The 19,753-nt window shown below is 62.2% G+C and carries 14 protein-coding genes; 7 read left to right on the top strand and 7 right to left on the bottom strand.

Annotation, left to right across the window (positions count from 1 at the left end):
* Positions 1-1,590 carry a gamma-glutamyltransferase family protein gene (locus tag ABWV23_RS07030; RefSeq protein ID WP_353346366.1) on the top strand — a complete coding sequence of 530 codons (1,590 nt, stop codon included), beginning with the start codon at positions 1-3 and terminating at the stop codon, positions 1,588-1,590.
* 371 nt (positions 1,591-1,961) lie between these two features.
* Here the strand turns inward: ABWV23_RS07030 and ABWV23_RS07025 are convergent, their stop codons facing one another.
* The 7 genes from ABWV23_RS07025 to ABWV23_RS06995 are packed head-to-tail and all read right to left on the bottom strand — an operon-like array spanning position 1,962 to position 9,775.
* On the bottom strand, positions 1,962-3,692 hold the full coding sequence (locus ABWV23_RS07025) for an ABC transporter ATP-binding protein (RefSeq protein WP_353346364.1): 1,731 nt from the start codon (positions 3,690-3,692) through the stop codon (positions 1,962-1,964).
* Entirely contained in the window at positions 3,689-4,630 is a 942-nt protein-coding gene (locus tag ABWV23_RS07020) for an acetamidase/formamidase family protein (RefSeq protein WP_353346362.1), read from the bottom strand. Before ABWV23_RS07020 ends, ABWV23_RS07025 begins: the two co-directional genes overlap by 4 nt.
* 2 nt (positions 4,631-4,632) lie before the next feature.
* Entirely contained in the window at positions 4,633-6,258 is a 1,626-nt protein-coding gene (locus ABWV23_RS07015) for an ABC transporter substrate-binding protein (RefSeq protein ID WP_353346360.1), read from the bottom strand.
* 22 nt (positions 6,259-6,280) lie between these two features.
* Positions 6,281-7,201: an ABC transporter permease gene (locus ABWV23_RS07010; protein ID WP_353346358.1), complete on the bottom strand. Its 921-nt coding sequence runs from the start codon at positions 7,199-7,201 to the stop codon at positions 6,281-6,283.
* Entirely contained in the window at positions 7,201-8,106 is a 906-nt protein-coding gene (locus tag ABWV23_RS07005) for an ABC transporter permease (protein ID WP_502901606.1), read from the bottom strand. The genes ABWV23_RS07010 and ABWV23_RS07005 overlap by 1 nt, the downstream gene beginning before the upstream one ends.
* Positions 8,103-8,675, bottom strand: coding sequence for an ANTAR domain-containing protein (locus ABWV23_RS07000; RefSeq protein ID WP_353346356.1), 573 nt, complete (start codon positions 8,673-8,675; stop codon positions 8,103-8,105). Before ABWV23_RS07000 ends, ABWV23_RS07005 begins: the two co-directional genes overlap by 4 nt.
* A complete protein-coding gene (locus ABWV23_RS06995) occupies positions 8,672-9,775 on the bottom strand; it encodes a transporter substrate-binding protein (protein ID WP_353346354.1) in 1,104 nt (367 codons plus the stop codon). The genes ABWV23_RS07000 and ABWV23_RS06995 overlap by 4 nt, the downstream gene beginning before the upstream one ends.
* A gap of 1,194 nt (positions 9,776-10,969) precedes the next feature.
* On the opposite strand from ABWV23_RS06995, the gene ABWV23_RS06990 reads away from it, so the two are divergent.
* The 6 genes from ABWV23_RS06990 (at position 10,970) to ABWV23_RS06965 (ending at position 19,651) form a co-directional block, all read left to right on the top strand.
* The gene (locus tag ABWV23_RS06990; protein WP_353346352.1) at positions 10,970-12,043 is read left to right on the top strand and encodes an ABC transporter ATP-binding protein; all 1,074 of its coding nucleotides are present in this window, start codon (positions 10,970-10,972) and stop codon (positions 12,041-12,043) included.
* 4 nt (positions 12,044-12,047) lie between these two features.
* On the top strand, positions 12,048-12,947 hold the full coding sequence (locus ABWV23_RS06985; RefSeq protein WP_353346350.1) for an ABC transporter permease: 900 nt from the start codon (positions 12,048-12,050) through the stop codon (positions 12,945-12,947).
* On the top strand, positions 12,940-13,740 hold the full coding sequence (locus ABWV23_RS06980; protein ID WP_353346348.1) for an ABC transporter permease: 801 nt from the start codon (positions 12,940-12,942) through the stop codon (positions 13,738-13,740). The genes ABWV23_RS06985 and ABWV23_RS06980 overlap by 8 nt, the downstream gene beginning before the upstream one ends.
* 28 nt (positions 13,741-13,768) lie before the next feature.
* Positions 13,769-14,797, top strand: a complete 1,029-nt coding sequence (locus ABWV23_RS06975; protein WP_353346346.1) for an ABC transporter substrate-binding protein — start codon at positions 13,769-13,771, stop codon at positions 14,795-14,797.
* Positions 14,798-14,854: 57 nt separating this feature from the next.
* On the top strand, positions 14,855-16,516 hold the full coding sequence (locus ABWV23_RS06970) for an amidohydrolase (protein WP_353346344.1): 1,662 nt from the start codon (positions 14,855-14,857) through the stop codon (positions 16,514-16,516).
* A 579-nt stretch (positions 16,517-17,095) separates the two neighbouring features.
* Positions 17,096-19,651, top strand: a complete 2,556-nt coding sequence (locus ABWV23_RS06965; protein WP_353346342.1) for a CLIPPER-2 domain-containing protein — start codon at positions 17,096-17,098, stop codon at positions 19,649-19,651.
* The last annotated feature ends 102 nt before the right edge of the window (positions 19,652-19,753 follow it).

Here is a 19,753-nt window from a genome sequence, read left to right as displayed (position 1 = left end):
ATGTTCAACTTCTTTTCCGCTCGGCGCCCCAGCACCCTCGCCTCGAAAGCAATGATTGCCACCTCTCACCCGCTTTCGACGGCTGTTGGCCATGAGATATTGGCCCAAGGGGGCAATGCCGTCGATGCGGCCCTTGCCGCTGTCGCGGTGCAATGCGTGGTCGATCCGCTGATGACAGGCATCGGCGGCGACTGTTTCGCGCTCTATGCTCCGAAAGAAGGAAAGGTAAAAGCGCTCAACGGGTCGGGCCGTGCCCCCGCCGCCGCAACGGTCGATGCGCTAAAGGCCGCCGGCCTTACCGATAGCATCCCGCAGACCAGCCCACATGCCGTCACGATCCCCGGCGCAATTTCGGCATGGTGCCGCCTGCACGACGATCACGGCTCCCTGCCGCTCGACCTGCTGTTTTCCCGCGCGATCGGCTATGCCGAGAATGGCTATCCGGTGACCCCACGCGTCGCCATGGACTGGGCCGCCAATGCGGCGATCGTGGGCGGAGACGAACATGCGGCCAAGCTTTTCTTGCCGGGGGGCAAGGCGCCCAGCGTAGGCCAGATGCATGCCCAACCACTTCTCGGCACGCGCCTGCGCGAAATTGCGGCCAAGGGCGCGGCGGCATTCTACGAAGGTGAGGTCGCCGCCAAGATGGCTGCGCATCTGCGCTCACTTGGGGGGCTGCACACCGAAGAAGATTTCCACGAGGCCCGCGACGAGGCCCATTGGGTCGAGCCGATTTCGACCAGCTATGGCGGTTACGATGTCTACGAATGCCCTCCAAACGGCCAGGGATTGGCGGCGCTGCTGATCTTGCAGATACTGTCGCGCTTCGACATGGGAAAAGGGCTGTCAGAAGCCGATCGCATTCACCTTCACGCCGAGGCCACCAAGCTTGCCTATCATCATAGGGATGCATTGATCAGCGATCCTGCATCCTGTCCCGATGTCGTCGAGACGTTGCTGTCGGACAAGGTCGTGGACACGCTTGCCGCGCGGATCGACATGCGCCGTGCTCTGCCACCAACGCTGTGGGACGAGCCCGAGCACAAAGATACGATCTATCTTTGCGTCGTCGACGAAGACGGCAATGCACTGTCCTTCATCAACTCGATTTTTCACGGCTTCGGATCAACCCGCCTCGATCCTATGACAGGCGTGCTGTTTCATTCGCGTGGTGCTTCTTTCCGGCTGATCGAGGGGCATCCCAACGCCATCGCTCCGCGCAAACGGCCTATGCACACGATCATTCCGGGCATGCTCTGCAAGGAGGGCATTGCGACGATGCCGTTTGGCGTGATGGGCGGGCAATATCAGGCGGCTGGTCATGCGGCGTTCCTGTCTGCCGTGCTGGACCTTGGCATGGACCTTCAGGAAGCGATGGATGCACCGCGCAGCTTTGCCCATGACGGGAAATTGCAGATCGAACCCGGTGTATCGGATGAGGCACGGGCCGATTTGGAAGCACGCGGACATGTTCTGGAGATTCAGACCAGCCCCATCGGGGGCAGCCAAGCGATCCAGATTTGCCCTGAGACAGGGTTGCTGACCGGTGCCAGTGACACCCGCAAGGACGGTATGGCCCTCGGGTTCTGAGCGCACAATGTTGAAAGATCTTTTCGCGTGCATTGCGAACGCTGGCCGATGTGCCGCAGTCGTCTTTCGAAGGCGTCTTGATGCCTTGCCGCACCGTACATGTGTTTGAAGGCGCCCTGTCGGGCATAGCGCGCATGCAAACCACGAGAGGGCATTTCCGGATGCCCTCCTTCGTCTTCGAGCCGGCCTCTCACCTTCGCATTGAACTCGGGCGCGTGCTGCTTGCGTTTAGACATCTGCTGATCTCCTTCTCGTCGAAGATCAGCAGATTGCAAATCGCAGCTTTTATCAGTGTCCGAGTTTCGGGGGGCTGTTCAGAGGACGCATTCATGACGACGCAGATCAAATGCCAGATCTGCATCGCCCCTTGATCAGACTGCCACCCTGTGGTCGGGGGCGACGGAGTTCAGGTTCAACCGCTCAGGGCCTTGCCCTGCCGGCCAGATCGGGCTGCCGAGATTTTCGGTCTTGATCCGCGCCTGGCGCAGCTGCGTGGGATCTGGAACCGGAACAGCCGACAGCAGGCGCTTTGTGTAATCGTGGCGCGGGTCGCGGAGCACCGCGTCGCGCGCACCTTCTTCGACCACCTGGCCCAGTCGCATCACCATGACCCGGTCTGCCACCTGCTCGATCACGGCCATGTCGTGGCTGACAAAAAGAAATGCCAGCCCATCCTGATCCTGGATTTCCTGCAGCAATTCAAGCACCTGTGCCTGCACCGAAACATCCAGAGCCGAGACGCTTTCATCGGCGACGATCAACTTTGGCGAGAGTGACAAGGCCCGCGCGATGTTGATGCGTTGGCGTTGCCCGCCCGAAAATTCATGCGGATAGCGTGCCATCATTTCGGGCGACAGGCCGACCCGTCGGAACAGATGTTCGGTCCGGTCTTTCAGTTCGGAACCTGATGCCAGACCGTGGATCAACAGCGGTTCGGCAACCTGATCCCCCACGGTCATGCGAGAGTCCAGCGATGCCCCGGGATCCTGAAACACCATCTGGATGTCACGGCGCACCGGTTTGAGACGGGCCGGCCCCATGCCGCGCGTCTGGCGGCCATTGACCAGAACCGAACCCTCCCAGGGGACCAGTCCCAGCAGAGCCTTGCCGATGGTGGATTTGCCGCAGCCGGATTCTCCAACAAGTGCCAGTGTCTCGCCGGCCCGGATGTTGAACGTCACGCCCTCGACCGCATGAACTCGCGCCGTCACCCGGTTGAGAAGGCCGCCGGTCACATTGAACCGTACCGTCAGATCCTTCACCTCGAGGACAGTGGCTCCCGCCGGTTTTTCCGGGCGTGGCGGAGCACTGCCGAGGCGCGGCACGGCGGCCAGAAGCTCTTGTGCATAGGCGCTTTGCGGCGCCGCAAAAAGGTCCCGGACCGGCGCGCTTTCCACTTCGCGCCCGTGCCGCAGGATCACGACGCGGTCGGCCATCTCGGCCACGACCCCCATGTCGTGGGTGATCATCAGAACTGCCGTCCCATGATCGCGCTGCAAGTCCCGGATCAGGTCAAGGATCTCGGCCTGCACCGTCACGTCCAGCGCGGTCGTCGGTTCATCCGCGATCAGTACCTCGGGGTCGCAGGCCAGCGCGATGGCGATCATCACACGCTGTCGCATCCCGCCGGACAGTTCGTGCGGGTACTGTTTCAGGCGGCGCTCCGGCTCAGTCAGTTGCACATCGCGCAACAACTGCAATGCACGCGCCGGCGCCTCGGCCCGTGTGCAGGCTCCATGTTCCAGAAGCGTTTCGCTCAACTGCTGTTGCACCGTCATCAGCGGATTGAGCGAGGTCATCGGTTCCTGAAAGATCATCGCCACCCGCGCGGTGCGGATTTGGCGATAGCCGGCATCGGACAGACCCACCAGTTCGGTTTCGCCCAGCTTGACCGAGCCGCCGGCGATCCGGCACATCGGTTTGGGCAGCAACCCCATGATCGCCAGTGCGGTCATCGACTTGCCGGACCCGCTTTCCCCGGCGAGGCAAAGCGTCTCTCCCGCGCGCAGGTCAAAGGACAGCCCCTCAAGCACCATCTTCGCGCCCGAGGGGGTGGCGACCTGAACACTCAGGTCGCGCACCGACAGAACGGCGTCGTTCATTCGAACACCACGTTGGGGAAGTAGAAGCTGACCACCCAGTTCGGCATGTCCACGATCTCGGAAATCCGCAGGTCGCCACAGACGGAACACAGCAGGTAAGCATCCTCTGCCGATAGCCCCTTGGTCCGACCGAGGAGATCAACCATGGCTGCAAGCGCATCCTTGGCTGCCTGCATCATGTCATTGCCGATCCCGGTGGTGACCTCGTACCCCTTTGCATCCAGGTGCCGCGTCACCGGCCCCGGCGTCGAAAAGCGCGGGAAGAGCAGCTTTTCGCCCTTTATCACGTCCAGCGTCACCTCCACGTCCATCGGGCTTTCGATGGCTGTGCCGCAGACCTCGCCGTCGCCTTGCGCGGCATGGGTGTCCCCGACCGAGAACAGGGCGCCTTCAACCTCGACCGGCAGGTAAAGCGTGGTCCCTGCCGCCAGGTCCCGGATGTCCAGATTGCCCCCCACGCGTCGTGGCGGCACGACCGAATGGAGCCCTGGCTCGGCCGGGGCGAGGCCGATGGTGCCGGCAAAAGGCTTCAGCGGCACCTTGGCGATATCGGAAAACAGCGAGGGGGCCAGCGTTTCAGGATTGTAGTCCCAGATCTTCAGGTAAGGATCGGTGAACTGATCCGCCAAAAGGCCAAAGCCGGGGATGTTCGCGGTCCAGCCAAAACCCGAGGGGTGGAAGGCTTCGATCTTGACCTTCAGCACGTCGCCGGGCTTGGCCCCATCGACATAGACCGGCCCCGTCACCGGATTGATCTTGGAGAAATCAAGATCCGGAACATCCGCGCTGGTGCTGTCCTTGTTGAACTGCCCGCCCGAACTGTCGAGACATTGAAAGTGCAGGCGTGATCCGGGGGCCACCGTCTCGACGGGTGGGAGCGAATTGTCCCACCCGTGATGGTGTGCACCGTGGATCGTGTAATCACAGTGCTGACACATGGTTATTCTGCGTCCTTCGAATAGATGTAGTCATAGTTGACCGGGATATGGACCGGATCGACGAACAGGCTGTCATCGCCCGCGATTCTGTCCGAGGTCAGGGTGAAGCGTTGTTCGTTGAACACGGGCACCCAGGGCGCGTCCTCCATCACGTCAAGATAGATGGATTTCCAAGCCTCGATACGCGCGGCCGCATTGGCCTCTCCGGTCATGGCATCGGCTTCGGCTGCACGGGCATCCAGTTCTTCGTTACAGTACCACGACCAGTTCCAGCCGCCCTGCACCGCGCCGGCGCAACCCAGGATCGGGCCGTAGAAGTTGGACGGATCGGGAAAATCGGCAATCCACGCCATGCCGCCGGACCAGATCATCGGGGCTTGATCAGCCTCGCCGCCCGCGGCGATGACATTGGCCTGCGCAAGGCTGCGGATTTCGGCGGTGATGCCGATTTCCTTCAGATCCTGCTGGATGGCCTGCGCGATACGCGGATTCGGGTCCACGTTCATCACGTAGAGTTCGGTGGTGAACCCGTCGGCAAACCCCGCTTCGGCCAGCATCTCCTTGGCCTTGGCCGGGTCGAATGCATAACCTTCATAGTCGTCGGCATAGCCCGGCATGGTGGGCGGCAGCGGCTGGTTCGCGGGCACGGCGCGACCGTTGATGATCTTGACGATCCGGTCCTTGTTGATGGCCATGTTCACGGCCTTGCGGACCGTCACATTGTCGAACGGAGCCATCTGTGTATTCAGGGTGATATAGCCGGTATGCAACTGGCCACCCTCGATAACATGCGCCTTCTGTGCCGGATCATTCATGACCTGAAGGAACTGCGCCGGCGGAATACCGTCCCCGGGAACATCGGCTTGTCCTTGCTGAAGACGCAACAGCGCCACGGTCGGCTCAAGGCCGATTTCGAAGGTCACCTGATCCAGCTTGGGAAGGTTTGCCCGGTGGTAGTCTTCAAAACGCTCGAACACCACGCGCTGACCCGGCGACCATTCTGCCAGTTTGAAAGCGCCCGAACCGACGGGCTCCCGTCCGAAATCTTCGCCCGAGGCTTCTACCGCTTCTTTCGGTACGATGGACGCGAAATTCAGCGCCATGACGTGCCCAAAGGTGGCGTCCGGCCGCGACAGGGTGATCTCGACGGTCTTGTCGTCGATCACCTTGACGCCGGACAGGCCTTCGCCGTTCCCCGCGCTCCACTCGTCGAATCCGGCAATCATGCCAAAGAACCCGGCGCCGGGCGAACGCGTCTCGGGGTTGGTGACACGGTCGAGCGAGTATTTCACGTCCGCGGCGACGATCTCGCGCCCGTTGTGGAACTTGATCCCGTCCTTCAACGTGAAGGTGTGGGTCAGGCCATCTTCAGAGATGGTATATTCACTGGCCAGTTCATTGCGCAGCGTGGTGGTGCCCGGTTCATATCCCATCAGCCCGTCAAAGAGCGATTTGATCATGGACCAGTTCTGCCAGTCATAGCCAATGGCCGGGTCCAGCGTGGCCACGTCATCCTTGTAGGTGACGGTCATGGATCCGCCCATGGGCGCGTTTTCATCTACCTCGGCCGCTGCCATTTGTGCCGTCAGGGCCAATCCGGCAACGCCGGACAAAAGAATCTTTCTCATGTTGTCAGTCCTCTGTTGGTTTCTACTTCATCTTGATTCGGGGATCGATGATGGGCGCGACAAGGTCCGCCAGAAGGTTGCCCAGAACGATCGCGGTCGCCGAAACCATGGTCACGCCCATGATGACGGGGATGTCCACGCGCTGAATCGCCTGCCAGGCCAGTTGGCCGATCCCCGGCCAACCGAACACGCTTTCCACCACGACGATGCCGGACATGAACAGGCCGATATCGATGCCGATCATGGCGATGATCGGCAGGATGGCGTTGGGAAGAACGTGCCGCAGGATGATGCGGACCTTTCCCAGCCCCTTCGCTTGCGCGGTGCGCACGAAGTCTTGCCCCAGTACATCAATGACGCTGGACCGCATCATCCTGCTGTACCATCCCGCCCCAAGGAACCCGAGCGTCACGGCCGGCAGCACCACATGTGCAAAGGTGCCGTAGCCGCCGATCGGGAACCAGCCGAGCTTCACCGCGAAAACGTAGAGCAGAAGGATGCCGATCACGAACTGCGGGGCCGAAATCGAGACGAAGCTGAAGATCATCAGCCCGTGATCGACCGGCTTGTTGCGGCGCAAGGCTGCGACGATGCCGATCGTCAGGCCGAACACCAGTTCCGTCAGGATCGCAGCGACCATCAACAGCAAAGATGCTGGAAGTCGGGCGGCGATCAGTTCGGACACCTCGGCACGTTGCAGGTAGCTGCGCCCCATGTCCCCCTGGAAAAGAGCGGTCAGATACCGCCAGTACTGCAGGGCGAACGGATCGTTCAGGCCCAACTGATCGCGAATGTTCTGCACCGTTTCGGCTGTGGCGGACCGACCGGCGATTTGCCGCGCCGGGTCGGCGGGGACGAGGTAGAGCAACACGAAGGTCACCAGCGTGATCCCGACAAGGATCAGGGCGCTTTCGACAAGGCGGCGGACAAGATAGGCCGGCATCAGTGGCGTCCTTTCAGCGTCGGGTCGAGGATATCGCGCAGCGCATCCCCCACCAGGTTGAAGGCCAGCGCCAGCAGAATGATGGCGATACCGGGGATGAACACCAGCCAAGGCGCCGTCGTGAAATAGGTCTGGTTCTCGAAGATGATGTTCCCCCAACTCGGCATGGGCGGCTGGACCCCGACGCCAAGGAAGCTCAGCGTCGCCTCCAGCAGCACGGTGGTGGAAATCCCCAGCGTGCCGAATACCACGATGGAGGAGAGCAGGTGAGGCAGCAGATGCTTGAACAGGATTCGCAGATGTCCCGCCCCCAGCGCCCGTTGCACCGTGATGAAGTCGCGTTCGGCCAGGCTGCGCGTCTCGGTATAGATCACACGGGCCATCTGCACCCAGTTCACCATCGCGATCACCAGTGCCACGATCAGCAGGGACGGCTGGAAGATCGCCGCCAGGACAATCGCCAGCAGCAATGCCGGAAAGGCCATCATCAGATCGGTGAAACGCATCAGGATCGCGCCCACCCAGCCCCCGAAATACCCTGCGGTAATGCCCACACCGGCGCCCAGCATGATCGCGATACCATTCGCGAGCACCCCGATGATCAAAGAGGTCCTTGTGCCAAGGATCAGCCGGGACGCCAGATCGCGGCCCAGAAGATCGGTGCCCAAAGGAAAATCGCCCCCCGGCGGGAGCGGCGCGCCAACCAGGCTGAGACCGTCGAAGCTCTGCTCGAAGGGGTCATGCGGCATGATCCATGGCGCGAACACAGCCGCGCCCACCATCAGCACGATAATGAACAGCCCGAAGGCGGCGCGCGGGCGTATCAGCAGATCATGCAGAATTTGACCGCCCTTTCGCGTGGACTTGGCTGGGGTGCTCGTGTCAGTCGCAGAGGTCATGTTCATGCCTTCCCGCGCTTGGCCGGGCTGGCGAGATAGAGCGTCGCGGCATCCTCCAACGCCACGCGTTCTACCATGGCAAAGGCGCGCAGTTTTTTTAGCGCCCGGGCCTCGTCGATGCCCTCGGCCTGCATGATGGAGAGAACCGCGCGCAGCACGTCCAGCCGCAGCGAAACGCGCCGGGCGCTCTCGGCTTCTCGGCGTCGTGTCTCGCAGCGTTCGTCATGGCGGGCAAAGCCCAGCACCAAGGCCGAATACAGGTTCGCTGTCGCGCCAATGGGCAAGAAGGCGTCCAGCCCCTGCCGGACCGCCCACTCCAGACGACCGGGGGTCTCGGACCCGATCAGCCCCAACACGGGCATCGGCGCTGCCTGCGGCGGCCATGGGAATTGGCCATCCTCGGCCCGGTCCAGGTCAACCACCAGCAGATCGGCGGTCGTGTCGCCGGGCTCGAGTTCGGGCCAACGTCCCTGGGCGCGGATCCCGTAGGTCGCCAGCCGTCGCACCAGCTGCTCGCGCATTTCGGCGCTGGGATGCAGGACGATGCCGGTCTTTCCGACAAAGCTGTAGGTCATTTCACGATCCTCAGGCTGGGTGTCTTTCTCAGACCACCTTGCACGGGTTGCAGGCTGGTCAGGTAAGGGTCGGCGATGATTGGCCCCTCGGAAGAAGCGAGCAGGTGGAACCGCCCCTGCCGGGCTTGCGCGATATGCGGGGTCAAATCCGCGTGACGTGTTATCGGATCTATCCGAACCGCCCCCAATACGGTGTCGTGCGATCTCTCGCAGGCTGCGCGAAAGACCGCTTTCGGTGCCGTGCTCCCTGCTCTCTGGATCGAGTGGGCGAGGATGCAGACACTGGCGTAGGTCGTGGCGAAAAATGACGAGCATCGACCATTCGGTGCGACGACTGCCGCGCGACGAACGAACTCCTCCGGCCCCAGTTCTTCGAAATAGGTGCCGGCCGAAACCAACCCGTCGCCAGCCTCGCCCAGCGTCTCCAAATCCGCCTCCGATTGGTTGCAGGACACCACTTCTGGGTGGCCCCGCGCGGGCAATCCGCGCATGAATGCGACGTTGGACGGGCCGATCAGAGAGTTGATAACTGTTTCCGCGCCCAGTTCCGCGATCTCGGACAGGGCCAAAGCGCAATCGGTGTCGCCCAGCGGCACATACCGCTCTCCGATGATCTCTACACCGGCTGCATTCAGACGCTCACGGGCAAGGCGCAATGTCTCCCATCCCCAGACATAGTTCGATCCCAGAAGGTAGGCCCGACGGACGCCGGCGGCCAACATCCGATCAAGAAGCGGGATCATGTGATGGTTGGGCGCCGCCCCCATGTAGACCACGTGATCGTTGCTTTCGAATCCTTCGTAGGGACAAGGATACCACAAAAGCGCCCCGTATCGTTCCAGCACAGGGATCATGTCCTTGCGGCTCCATGAGGTAATCGCACCAACCACATGCGACACCCCGCGCTCAAGAATATCGCGCGTCATGGCCTCATAGGCATCGGGGCGGCCGGCCGGATCGCATATGATCGGCGAGATCTGGGCCACTCTGTCACGCGCGAGATCTGCAATTGCAAGCTCAGCTCCGGCTCGGGCAGCCCGCCCCAGGGCGGCGTATGGGCCGGTGGTCGAAAACACGAGGCCAAGGTCAAAGCGTTCCATGTCGACCTCTCCAAAACAAAAAGCCCCGACACCCTGTAACGGGTGAGCGGGGCGCAAATGCCATCGGCGGATCAGTCCACCATTTGGCACCTAGAGACCAAAAGACGTAGGGGATGTCAAAATTATTCTACATTCGCGAGGCCTGTGGGTCGAGATTTGCCTATAATTCCATCGCCAGCCCTGTGTCACGCTGTTCTGTGTCTACAGATACCTGAAATGCAGGCATCGGGTGCGATCAACGAGTGGTTTCTCTTTTCCGGCACAGATCACGCGATCCAGCCCATTGCAGGTAGATATGCGGCTGCTCGCAGGGCCGCTTCGCCATCAACCGCAGCCTCTTCCGGGCGTTTCACTCCCGCCTGCAAGGTCTTTGGGCCGTTATTTTACAGAGGGTCAGCATGTGGGGTATTCGCTCGAAACAGACCTCCGCTACCACTGCACCCCTCGCTTGTGAATCCGACGCCTTGACGAGAGTGCTCAATCGCCGCCGAACCTAGACCGGGATACCATCGGCCCTCGCCGGGCACACGATGATCTCGGATACCAATGCCCTTGCCGCATCGCGGGTTTTCGGTTCAGGACGACCACGCCGCCCTTTTTCGTCTGCATCCCGGGTCTGAGGCAATCACCGACGGCTGGTCTTGTCCCCGAGTATCCGCTGAAGGAGGCGCGCTTATGATGAGCGCCGGTGTGGCCGCTTGGATTGTGCGCGGCAAGTTTGTCTTCAGTGTGCGCATGCGCGCGATCACGTGCATGAAGCAAACATTGAATAGACGTTTCTCTGCCGTGGGCGGTCGCTCCATCGGGTTTCGCCGCTGTGCATCTGCGGCAGCGCGTGCCTGAAGTCACTCGATGTCGCGCCGCTTGCAGTCACCCCGTGTCGTGTCGTGGGTGGTAAGCCGTGACGCGGGCGGTCACGGTCGATCTTCGGAGAAGGTTCGGATCGCCGGGGTGCTTTCGGAAAAGATGATCAAGAGTTTTCGGCAACAGCGTACAGCCCGATTGCCGCTGCGCGATTCCGCGTGATCGGCTGTGACGGGCCTTTGGGGCAGCCCTGAATATTGAGAGAAAACGATATGATTAAAATTTTCTCACACCAAGACGTCAGCAGTTACGTTGGGCCCCCTGCCTGTCGCAGAACTTGATTTTGAGCGAAAGCTGAGTTTTGATCAAATTATGACGTCAGGGGGCTGCATGATAGAGATCAACACCGTTAGCAAGATTTTCACCGGCAGAGGGGCGCCCTTCACCGCGTTGGACGAGGTTTCGGTCACCATACGTGAGAACGAATTCTTTACCCTTCTGGGGCCGTCGGGCTGTGGCAAGACCACGCTGTTGCGGGTGATCGCAGGGTTCATATCCCCGACCAGCGGCTCGCTCACGCTGGAGGGGCAGGATCTTGTCAGTCTTCCGCCCTTCAAACGCCCCGTGAACACGGTGTTCCAGTCCTACGCATTGTTTCCCCACATGACCGTGGCGCAGAACATCGCTTTCGGGCTGGAAATGCTGAACAAGCCGCGGGCCGAGGTGAAAGCCACCGTCGACGAGATGCTGGCGTTGGTGCAGATGACCGAGATGGCCGACCGGAAGACGTCCGAGATTTCCGGTGGCCAGCAACAACGCGTGGCGCTGGCCAGGGCGCTGGCGCCCCGGCCCAAGGTTCTGCTGTTGGACGAGCCGCTCTCGGCGCTGGATTTCAAACTGCGCAAGGACATGCAACTGGAACTGAAGCGGCTGCAATCCGAAACCGGGATCACCTTTGTCTTTGTCACCCACGACCAGGAAGAGGCCTTGACCATGTCGGACCGGATCGCGGTGATGAACGCGGGCAAGATCCTCCAGATCGGCGGGCCACGCGACATCTATGATCATCCTGCAGAACGCTTCGTCGCCGATTTCATCGGCGAAACCAATTTTCTGTCCGTCGAGCTTCTGTCCGTCGAGGGGGATCAAGCCCGGGTGCGTCTGGCATCGGGGGCCGAGGCGACAGCCCGCGCGCCTCACGACGGCCTCACGCCGGGGCCGGTCACGCTGGCGGTGCGCCCAGAACATGCCAGCCTCGGGCCGGTCGAGGGGGCATCCATGGCGGGAAAGTTGGAAAACATCGTCTATTTCGGGACCGACACCCACTACCATGTCCTGCTGGATGGCGGCGCGCGCTTTGTCCTGCGTCAGCAAAATCAGCCCGATCAAGCCCAATCCCGCCAGATCGGCGACCGTGTCGGGGTGCTCCTGTCCCCCGGTGTCGGCCAGGTTCTGAGGGATTGAGGCGATGAGCGACGGAACCGATCTCACCCCCCGCTCACGCTGGCTGCTTTTGTCGCCTGCCCTGACGGTGCTGCTCTTTGCCGCCTCCGGCCCGTTGCTGATCGTCGTGGTCTATTCCTTTCTGGCACCGGGGGATTACGGCGGGGTCGTCTGGAAATTCTCGACAGATGCATGGTTCAGCGTGGTGCTGGAACGCGATTTCTTCACCGAACAGCTGGGTTTCGCCGATGCGCATCTCTCGATCTTCTGGCGGTCGATCAAACTGTCTTTCATGACGGCGGTCCTGACCTTTGTCTTCGGCCTGCCCACCGCCTATTTCATCGCCACCCGGCCAAAGGAAAAGCGCGACTTCTGGATGCTGTTGGTCATGATCCCGTTCTGGACCAACCTGCTGATCCGGACGTTCGCCATCATGGAGCTGATCCGGGCAGAAGGCACCGTGAACAGCCTTCTGTTGGCGCTGGGGCTCATCGACGAACCGATCCAGATGCTGTTCACCGAGTTCTCGCTGCTGCTGGGGATGGCCTATGTCTATCTGCCGCTGATGGTGCTGCCGATCTATGCGTCGATGGAGCGGTTCGACTTCAGCCTGGTCGAGGCCGGTTATGACCTCTACGCGACCCGCTGGAAGGTGTTGCGCCGGGTGATCTTCCCCCTGGTCAAACCGGGCGTGATCGCGGGCTCGATCCTTGTCTTCGTCCCGTCGCTGGGGGCCTATGTCACGCCGCGTGTTCTGGGCGGCGGCAAACAGCTGATGCTGGGTAACCTGATCGAGCTGCAATTCGGTGCCGGGCGCAACTGGCCGCTCGGGGCGGCTTTGTCGCTGGCGCTTCTGGCCATCGTGATGGTGGCGCTCATCCTGTATGTCCGGACCGCCGGCGACGACGAGGTGAAACATGGCTGAAGGTTTCGATATCCGCCGGCAAACCGGTTTCACACCCATTGCCATGACGTGTTTCGTGGTGCTGTACCTGCCAATCATCCTTTTGGTGGTCTATTCGTTCAACGCCGGCACCTCGATCGCCATTTGGGAAGGGTTCAGCTGGCGCTGGTACCAGGCGGCCTGGCAGAACGAACAGGTTCAGGCGGCGACCATCCGGTCGCTCGTCATCGCCACCTGGGCCGCCGGCATCGCAACGACCTGCGCGGTGCTGGCCGCGTTGGCAACGACACGGCAGCGTCGCTTTCGCGGCTATACCCTTGCCTTCGCGCTGATCAACCAGCCGCTCATGGTGCCGGAAATCGTCACCGCCGTGGCGTTGCTGATCTTCTTCTCGATGATCAAGGTGGGCACCGGCTATACCGGTCTGTTCTATCTCATCATCGCGCATTCCGCCTTTTGCATACCCTTTGCCTACATGCCGATCCGGGCCCGACTCCAGGGGATGGATCTCAGCCTCGAACAGGCGGCGATGGATCTCTACGCCACACCCTGGCAGGTGTTCCGCAGGGTCACCCTTCCCCAGCTCTGGCCGGGCATCCTGGCGGGAGCGATGCTCGCCTTCGTCATTTCACTTGATGACGTGGTGATTACCGAGTTCGTGAAATCCGCCGGGCAGGATACACTGCCGACCTACATGCTGGGGCAGTTGCGCCGTGTCGTGACCCCCGAGGTCAACGCCATCTCGACCGCACTACTGGCCATTTCGGTCGCCCTGGTGATCGGGTTCTTCTTTCTAAGTCGAACAAGAAAATAAACCAAAGTACCAACAGGAGAGAAAAACAATGAAACGGACAATATCCCTTGCCACCCTTGCCGCCCTGGCGATCGCCGGCACGGCCTCCGCCGAGGGCAAGCTCAACCTTTACAACTGGGGCAACTACACCAGCCCCGAGATGATCGAGAAGTTCGAAAAGCAGTACGATGTCGATGTGACGGTCACCGATTTCGACAGCAACGATACCGCGCTGGCCAAGATCAAGGCCGGCGGTCACGGCTTTGATATCGTGGTTCCCTCGGGGACCTACATCCCGATTTTCATTTCCGAAGGGCTGTTGATGGAGTCAAAGCCCAATGAGATGGAGAACTTCAAGAACATGGACCCGGCGTGGGTGGATGTGGAGTTCGACCCGGGCCGAAATTACACCGTGCCGTGGCAGTGGGGCACCGTCGGCATCACCGTCAACACCAGCGTTTACAAGGGCGACATCAATACCGCCGCCCTCTACCTTGATCCCCCGGACGAGCTGAAGGGCAAGATCAACGTCGTGCCCGAGATGATGGATGTGATGTCCACCGCCATCTACTACATGGGCGGCGAACAGTGCACCATGGACAAGACGGTTCTGAAAAAGGTGCGCGACAAGCTGGTCGAGGCCAAGAAGCACTGGCTGTCGATGGATTACGGCAATATCGAGAAATACGCCAAGGGCGACCTGGCCGCCGGGGTGAACTGGAACGGTGCCTCGATGCGGGCGCGTCTGCAGAACCCCGATATCGCCTATGGCTATCCGATGGACGGGTATCCGGTGTGGATGGACAACGCCGCCATCCTTGCCGACGCGCAGAACGTGGACAACGCCAAGCTGTTCCTGAACTTCATCATGGAGCCGGAGAACGCGGCGATGCTGTCCAACTTTGCCAAATACGCCAACGGCATCAAAGGCTCCGAAGCCTTCATGGATGAAGAGCTCAAGAACGCGCCCGAAGTGAACCCCTCGGACGAGTTGAAGGCGGCGGGCGTCCTGTCCAAGACTTGCCCGCCCGAAGCGCAAAAGATCTACACCGCGATCTGGACCGAACTTCAGAAGTAAACCCATTCGGGCGGCCTGTTTTCGGGCCGCCTGTTTCCCTGTGACGGAGCCTTGCCCATGTCCCCCGAAATCGTGATCCTGAACGGTCGTCTGATGACCTTTGATCCGGAACGCCCCACGGCCCAGGCGCTGGCCGTCTCGGGCGGCAAGATTGCCGCTGTGGGCGATACTGACGAGATCCGCAGTCTGGCGGGACCCGGCACGCGGGTGATCGACGCCGCTGGTGCGACCGTACTGCCCGGCTTCATCGACAGCCACGTGCATCTGTTCGGCGGCTCGGTCGAACTGGCCTGCCTTGATCTTTACGGGGTGCACGGGCTGGAGGCGCTTACCACGACGGTACGTGACTGGGCAGCCCAAAACCCGGATGACAAGGTCGTCTTCGCGGTCCAGGCAGATTACGCGATCATCGCCCCCGGTCACCACACCACGCGGCAGGATCTCGACAAGGTTCTGCCGGACCGCCCCTTTGCCATGTTCGCCGCCGATCACCACACGATCTGGGCCAATACAGCGGCGCTTGAACTGGCCGGGCTGCTGCATGGCGGTACCGTCGACAAGGGGGCCGAGATCGTCATGGCCGCGGATGGCACCGCCACCGGAGAGCTGCGCGAGGCCGGTGCCTTTGCCCCGGTGCTGGAACTGACCCGCCACGGCGGTCGTGATCTGCTCGGCATGGTGACCGGCGCCGACCCGGTGCCGCCCGCGACCGCCGCCGAACGGGCACTCGACAAGGCCGCGCTTGTCCGGGGGTTGAAACACTGCGCCAGCCACGGGATCACCAGCCTGCACAACATGGACGGCAATTTCTACACGCTTGAACTGCTCACCGAACTGGAGGCCGAGGGCGACCTGCTCTGCCGGGTCGAGGTGCCATTCCATTTCAAGAGCTTCGACAGCCTCGACCGTTTTGCCGAGGCCGAGCAGATGCGCGCGACCTACAAGAGCGACTGGGTCTGGTGCAATCGCGTCAAGATGTTCATCGACGGCGTGGTCGAAAGCTCTACCGCGCTGATGTTGGAGCCCTATCCCGGTCTCGATACGGTCGGCGACGCGGTGTTCGAGTATGACCACTTCGAGGCCGCCTGCGTTGAGGCGGACAAGATGGGTCTGCAAATCTCGGTTCATGCCATTGGTGATCTGGGCGTCCGCCAGACGCTGGATGCCTATGAGGCCGCGCAAAAGGCGAATGGCCGTCGCGACAGCCGCCATCGCATCGAACATATCGAGGTGTTGCACCCCGACGATCTGCCCCGGTTCAACGAGTTGGGCGTGGTCGCGTCGATCCAGCCGGGGCATGCCCCCTTCGGCGGCATCTTTCCACCCGATGGCGCGGGCCAGATGTTGCATCCGCATCAGATCCCGACCGCCTATGCCTGGCAGGATATCCGCGCCAGCGGGGCGCCGGTGATCTTTTCAACCGACTGGCCGGTGATCCCGGTCGACGTGATGCCCAACGTCAAGGCCGCCGTCGCCCCGATCACGCTGCCGCCGCCCTGGCGGGACCAGAGCCAAAGCCTGCATGACACGCTGAAATCCTACACCGCCGACAATGCCTGGGTGGAATTCAACGAAGCGCGCAAAGGGCGCCTGATGCCCGGTATGATGGCCGACATCGTCGTGATGTCCCACGACCTGGAGGCGATGGCCCCCACCGATCTCGACAAGGCCCGCGCACTGGTGACCATCGCGGGCGGCCGTGTTACCCACGAGGCCTGAGCGAGCGCCCGTCGCCCGCAGGTACTCGGGCGCCAGGCAACCCATTTGCGTCAAAGAAGCGGCGTCGCAAATGGCGAGGTTTCATTCCGCCATTTGCGTTCGCCTTGGAGTTGGACAGGTCAAGTCTCTCTTTTTTCCGGGGTGGTCCCACTCTTTCGGACAAAACCTTATCGAAAACGCCCAATTCGGTTGTCTGTCATGTGAAGAACAACCTCCCGTGCCCGGGAGGGACACATGACCGCAACGATGGCCGAACGCCGGCGCCCTCGGGGATATCCCAACGTATAGCCATGTAGCCGGCCGCAGAATCGAACTGCCTGTCTACGCCCGGTCCGGCGCCTGCGATTCCTGTCAGGGTCGGGGCTGGTCGTTCGCGTGTCCACAGCAGGTCACGCAGCTTCAGTTCAGAGTTCACGGATCGAGGGTGGTTCATTGAGAAAATACTTGTCCTGTCGCCGGCGATTGCCCGGCACCGGTACAGAGGACATCCGCGCAACCGCACGGATGAACCTCCAGTTCATTTTTCGGTCCCTCGTATCCGGCTTGTCGGCAAGGCGCGCGAGGCTCCGGTCCCGGCGGGTGTTCGCCGCAGGTCCGGGCAGGGCGTTTGGACTGGGCGGCGCCGCGCTTGTCGGTCTGGGGACCGGCCTGGCGCAGGCGACGACCTTCACCATGACGGTGCCGGGCACCAGCATAGAGCTGCCCGAGGACTATCCCCAGGCCGGGGGCGTCGCCATCGTGATGGAAGGTCTCAACGGCAACCTCTACTACCAGTTCTCGGATCCCTCCGGGGCCTTTGTCGGTTTCCAGCACACTGGTTCGCCGTCGCGGTTCCGGGGCAATCCCTTTACCATCAATGACCCGATCGCGCTGGATTGCGGTTATTCGACCTGCCGGGACTACTTCGGCGGCGCGCTGGAGCGGATTTACGTGCGCTTCAGCGCCTATGACGGCGATACCCAGCCCGGGGGCTTTGATCAGAACGACATCTCGCTTCTGATGAACGGCTACACGGTGGGAAGCTGGTCCGGGTTGACGACGCAGGTCACCAATACCGCGGGGACACAGGCCTACCGAACCGCCACGGGGTTCGGCAACAACACCTTCAACACTGGCTGGTTCAGCTCGATCAACCCGGCGCTGCTGGAAGATATCCTGACCTCGGGCCAGACCACGACACAGGTGCTGGACGATGACCCGAACGACAACTACTGGGATTTTCGCCGGGGCAATTCGCTGACGAACCCCGACGTGGTGACTGTCGCGCCGGGCCTTGCCATCGAGAAGAGCGCCGATGCGACCGATTACACCCAACCGGGCGAAACGGTGAACTTTACTTACATCGTCACCAATGTCGGCTCTGTTCCGGTCCGCGACCTGCGGGTGATCGACGACAAGATTGACACCGTGACCTGCGACAAGACCACGCTGACGGATTCCCCGCTGGGCGCGGAGGCGCCGGATTTCGCCACCTGCACTGCCGTTTATGTCACCACGCAGGCCGATGTGAACAACGGCTTTGTCACCAATATCGCCACGCCCGAGGCGGTTCCGGCCGAAGGCACCCTGGGCGCGGTTCAGGACAGTTACACGCTGCACGGCCCGCAATTCGCGGATCTGTCACTTTCGAAACAGGCGTTCGACACCGCCGGCAGCCCGGTTGCCCGGTCGGCCGCCGGGACGACGGTCAACTTTATCCTCAGCGTGACCAACGACGGCCCGTTCACTGCACCGGGCGTGCAGGTCCGCGACCTGATCCCCGACGGGTTCACCTATGTTTCGGACACTGCGGCGGCGCAGGGCGACAGTTACGATCCTGCAACCGGCATCTGGGAGCTGGGCGATGTGGCCGACGGCGCGACCGAGCAGCTGACCCTGCGTGTGACCATGAACGCGGCGGGCAGTTATACCAATGCGGCGGAAATCATCGCCTCGGATCTGCCGGATTCCGACAGCGACCCCGCCACCGGTGCCTTGACCGATGACCTCGCCGATGGCGTGGCCGATGACGACGAAGCCACCGCCAGTGTCGCGCTGGAGGGCACGGTGGCCACGCTGTCGGGGGTGGTTTTCCTCGACAACGGGGCCGGGAGCGAGACCGCTTATGACGGTGTGCAGGGCGCCAATGAAGCGGGCATCGGCACCGCGCTGATCGCGGTCTTCGATTCCTCCGCGGGGCAGATCGGCGCCCCGATGGTCGCAGCGGACGGTCGCTGGTCGCTGACCCTGCCGCGGGGCTTTGCCGACAGGGTGACCGTGACTTTGACTCCGGGCCCGGACCACGCTCTGGTGTCCGAGACGCCGGGCAACCTTCCGGGGGTGAGCAACACCGCCCCCCGCGACGGCAGCTTCAGCTTTCAACTGTCCGAGGAGGGCACCCATGCCGACCTGCGCTTTGGCCTGATCCGGGGGGCGCGGCTGAGCGACAGCCAGCAGGCCGCGCTCCGGGCCGGACAGGTGGTTGTGCTGCGCCATGATTACCATGCCCAAGCCGAGGGAACGGTGCAGTTCGGTACCCAGCTGAAGCAGGTGACGGAGGCCGGGATGTTCGCGGTCTCGTTGTTCCACGACACCGCCTGCGACGGCACCCCGGGGGCGCCAGTGGCCGGGCCGGTGGCGGTCTCGGCGGGAATGGACCTCTGCCTCGCGGCACGGGTGACGGCTTCGAGCGCGGCACCGCCGGGCGCCGTCATCGCCTTTGACCTGGTTGCCGACACCACCTACGGCGCGACCGGTGTGGTCGAGCAGGACCGCAATACCGACGTGATCCGGATCGACGGTCTTGAGGGACGCTTGCAACTGCGCAAGACCGTGCGCAACCTCACCCAGGGCACCCCGGAAGGGGTCAGCAACGGCGCGGCGCTGGGCGACGTGCTGGAATATCGTATATATGTCGAGAATCCGGGCACACTGCCGGCCACCCGGATCGCGATCCATGACCGGACCCCGCCCTATACCCGGCTGGCCGAGGCCATTCCCAGCCCGGTGAGCGTGGGGGCCGGCGTGGTCTGCAGCGTGGCGGAACCGACCTCGAATACCGTGGGCTATGCCGGCGGCCTGCGCTGGGACTGCACGGGCAGCCACGCGCCCGGCGAGACAGGGTTGGTCGCGTTCCGCGTGGTGATCTCGCCCTGAGTGCGGGTGTTCCTGATAGACCTTTGAAGAGCCGCCCCGATCAGGGCGGCTTTTTCATTGTCTGTTCTCCGTTGGAGCAAGGAAAAAGATCGCCCGCCCAGG

The organism is Aquicoccus sp. SU-CL01552, from assembly GCF_040365005.1.
Lineage (GTDB): Bacteria > Pseudomonadota > Alphaproteobacteria > Rhodobacterales > Rhodobacteraceae > Antarcticimicrobium.
This window is presented reverse-complemented; position numbering and strand designations above follow the sequence as displayed.

What these genes read in the sequence shown, in the direction of transcription:
- ABWV23_RS07030 (WP_353346366.1), top strand. Translation starts at nt 1, where the DNA reads ATGTTCAACTTCTTTTCCGCTCGGCGCCCCAGCACCCTCGCCTCGAAA.
- ABWV23_RS07025 (WP_353346364.1), bottom strand. Translation starts at nt 3,692, where the DNA reads ATGAACGACGCCGTTCTGTCGGTGCGCGACCTGAGTGTTCAGGTCGCC.
- ABWV23_RS07020 (WP_353346362.1), bottom strand. Translation starts at nt 4,630, where the DNA reads ATGTGTCAGCACTGTGATTACACGATCCACGGTGCACACCATCACGGG.
- ABWV23_RS07015 (WP_353346360.1), bottom strand. Translation starts at nt 6,258, where the DNA reads ATGAGAAAGATTCTTTTGTCCGGCGTTGCCGGATTGGCCCTGACGGCA.
- ABWV23_RS07010 (WP_353346358.1), bottom strand. Translation starts at nt 7,201, where the DNA reads ATGCCGGCCTATCTTGTCCGCCGCCTTGTCGAAAGCGCCCTGATCCTT.
- ABWV23_RS07005 (WP_502901606.1), bottom strand. Translation starts at nt 8,106, where the DNA reads ATGAACATGACCTCTGCGACTGACACGAGCACCCCAGCCAAGTCCACG.
- ABWV23_RS07000 (WP_353346356.1), bottom strand. Translation starts at nt 8,675, where the DNA reads ATGACCTACAGCTTTGTCGGAAAGACCGGCATCGTCCTGCATCCCAGC.
- ABWV23_RS06995 (WP_353346354.1), bottom strand. Translation starts at nt 9,775, where the DNA reads ATGGAACGCTTTGACCTTGGCCTCGTGTTTTCGACCACCGGCCCATAC.
- ABWV23_RS06990 (WP_353346352.1), top strand. Translation starts at nt 10,970, where the DNA reads ATGATAGAGATCAACACCGTTAGCAAGATTTTCACCGGCAGAGGGGCG.
- ABWV23_RS06985 (WP_353346350.1), top strand. Translation starts at nt 12,048, where the DNA reads ATGAGCGACGGAACCGATCTCACCCCCCGCTCACGCTGGCTGCTTTTG.
- ABWV23_RS06980 (WP_353346348.1), top strand. Translation starts at nt 12,940, where the DNA reads ATGGCTGAAGGTTTCGATATCCGCCGGCAAACCGGTTTCACACCCATT.
- ABWV23_RS06975 (WP_353346346.1), top strand. Translation starts at nt 13,769, where the DNA reads ATGAAACGGACAATATCCCTTGCCACCCTTGCCGCCCTGGCGATCGCC.
- ABWV23_RS06970 (WP_353346344.1), top strand. Translation starts at nt 14,855, where the DNA reads ATGTCCCCCGAAATCGTGATCCTGAACGGTCGTCTGATGACCTTTGAT.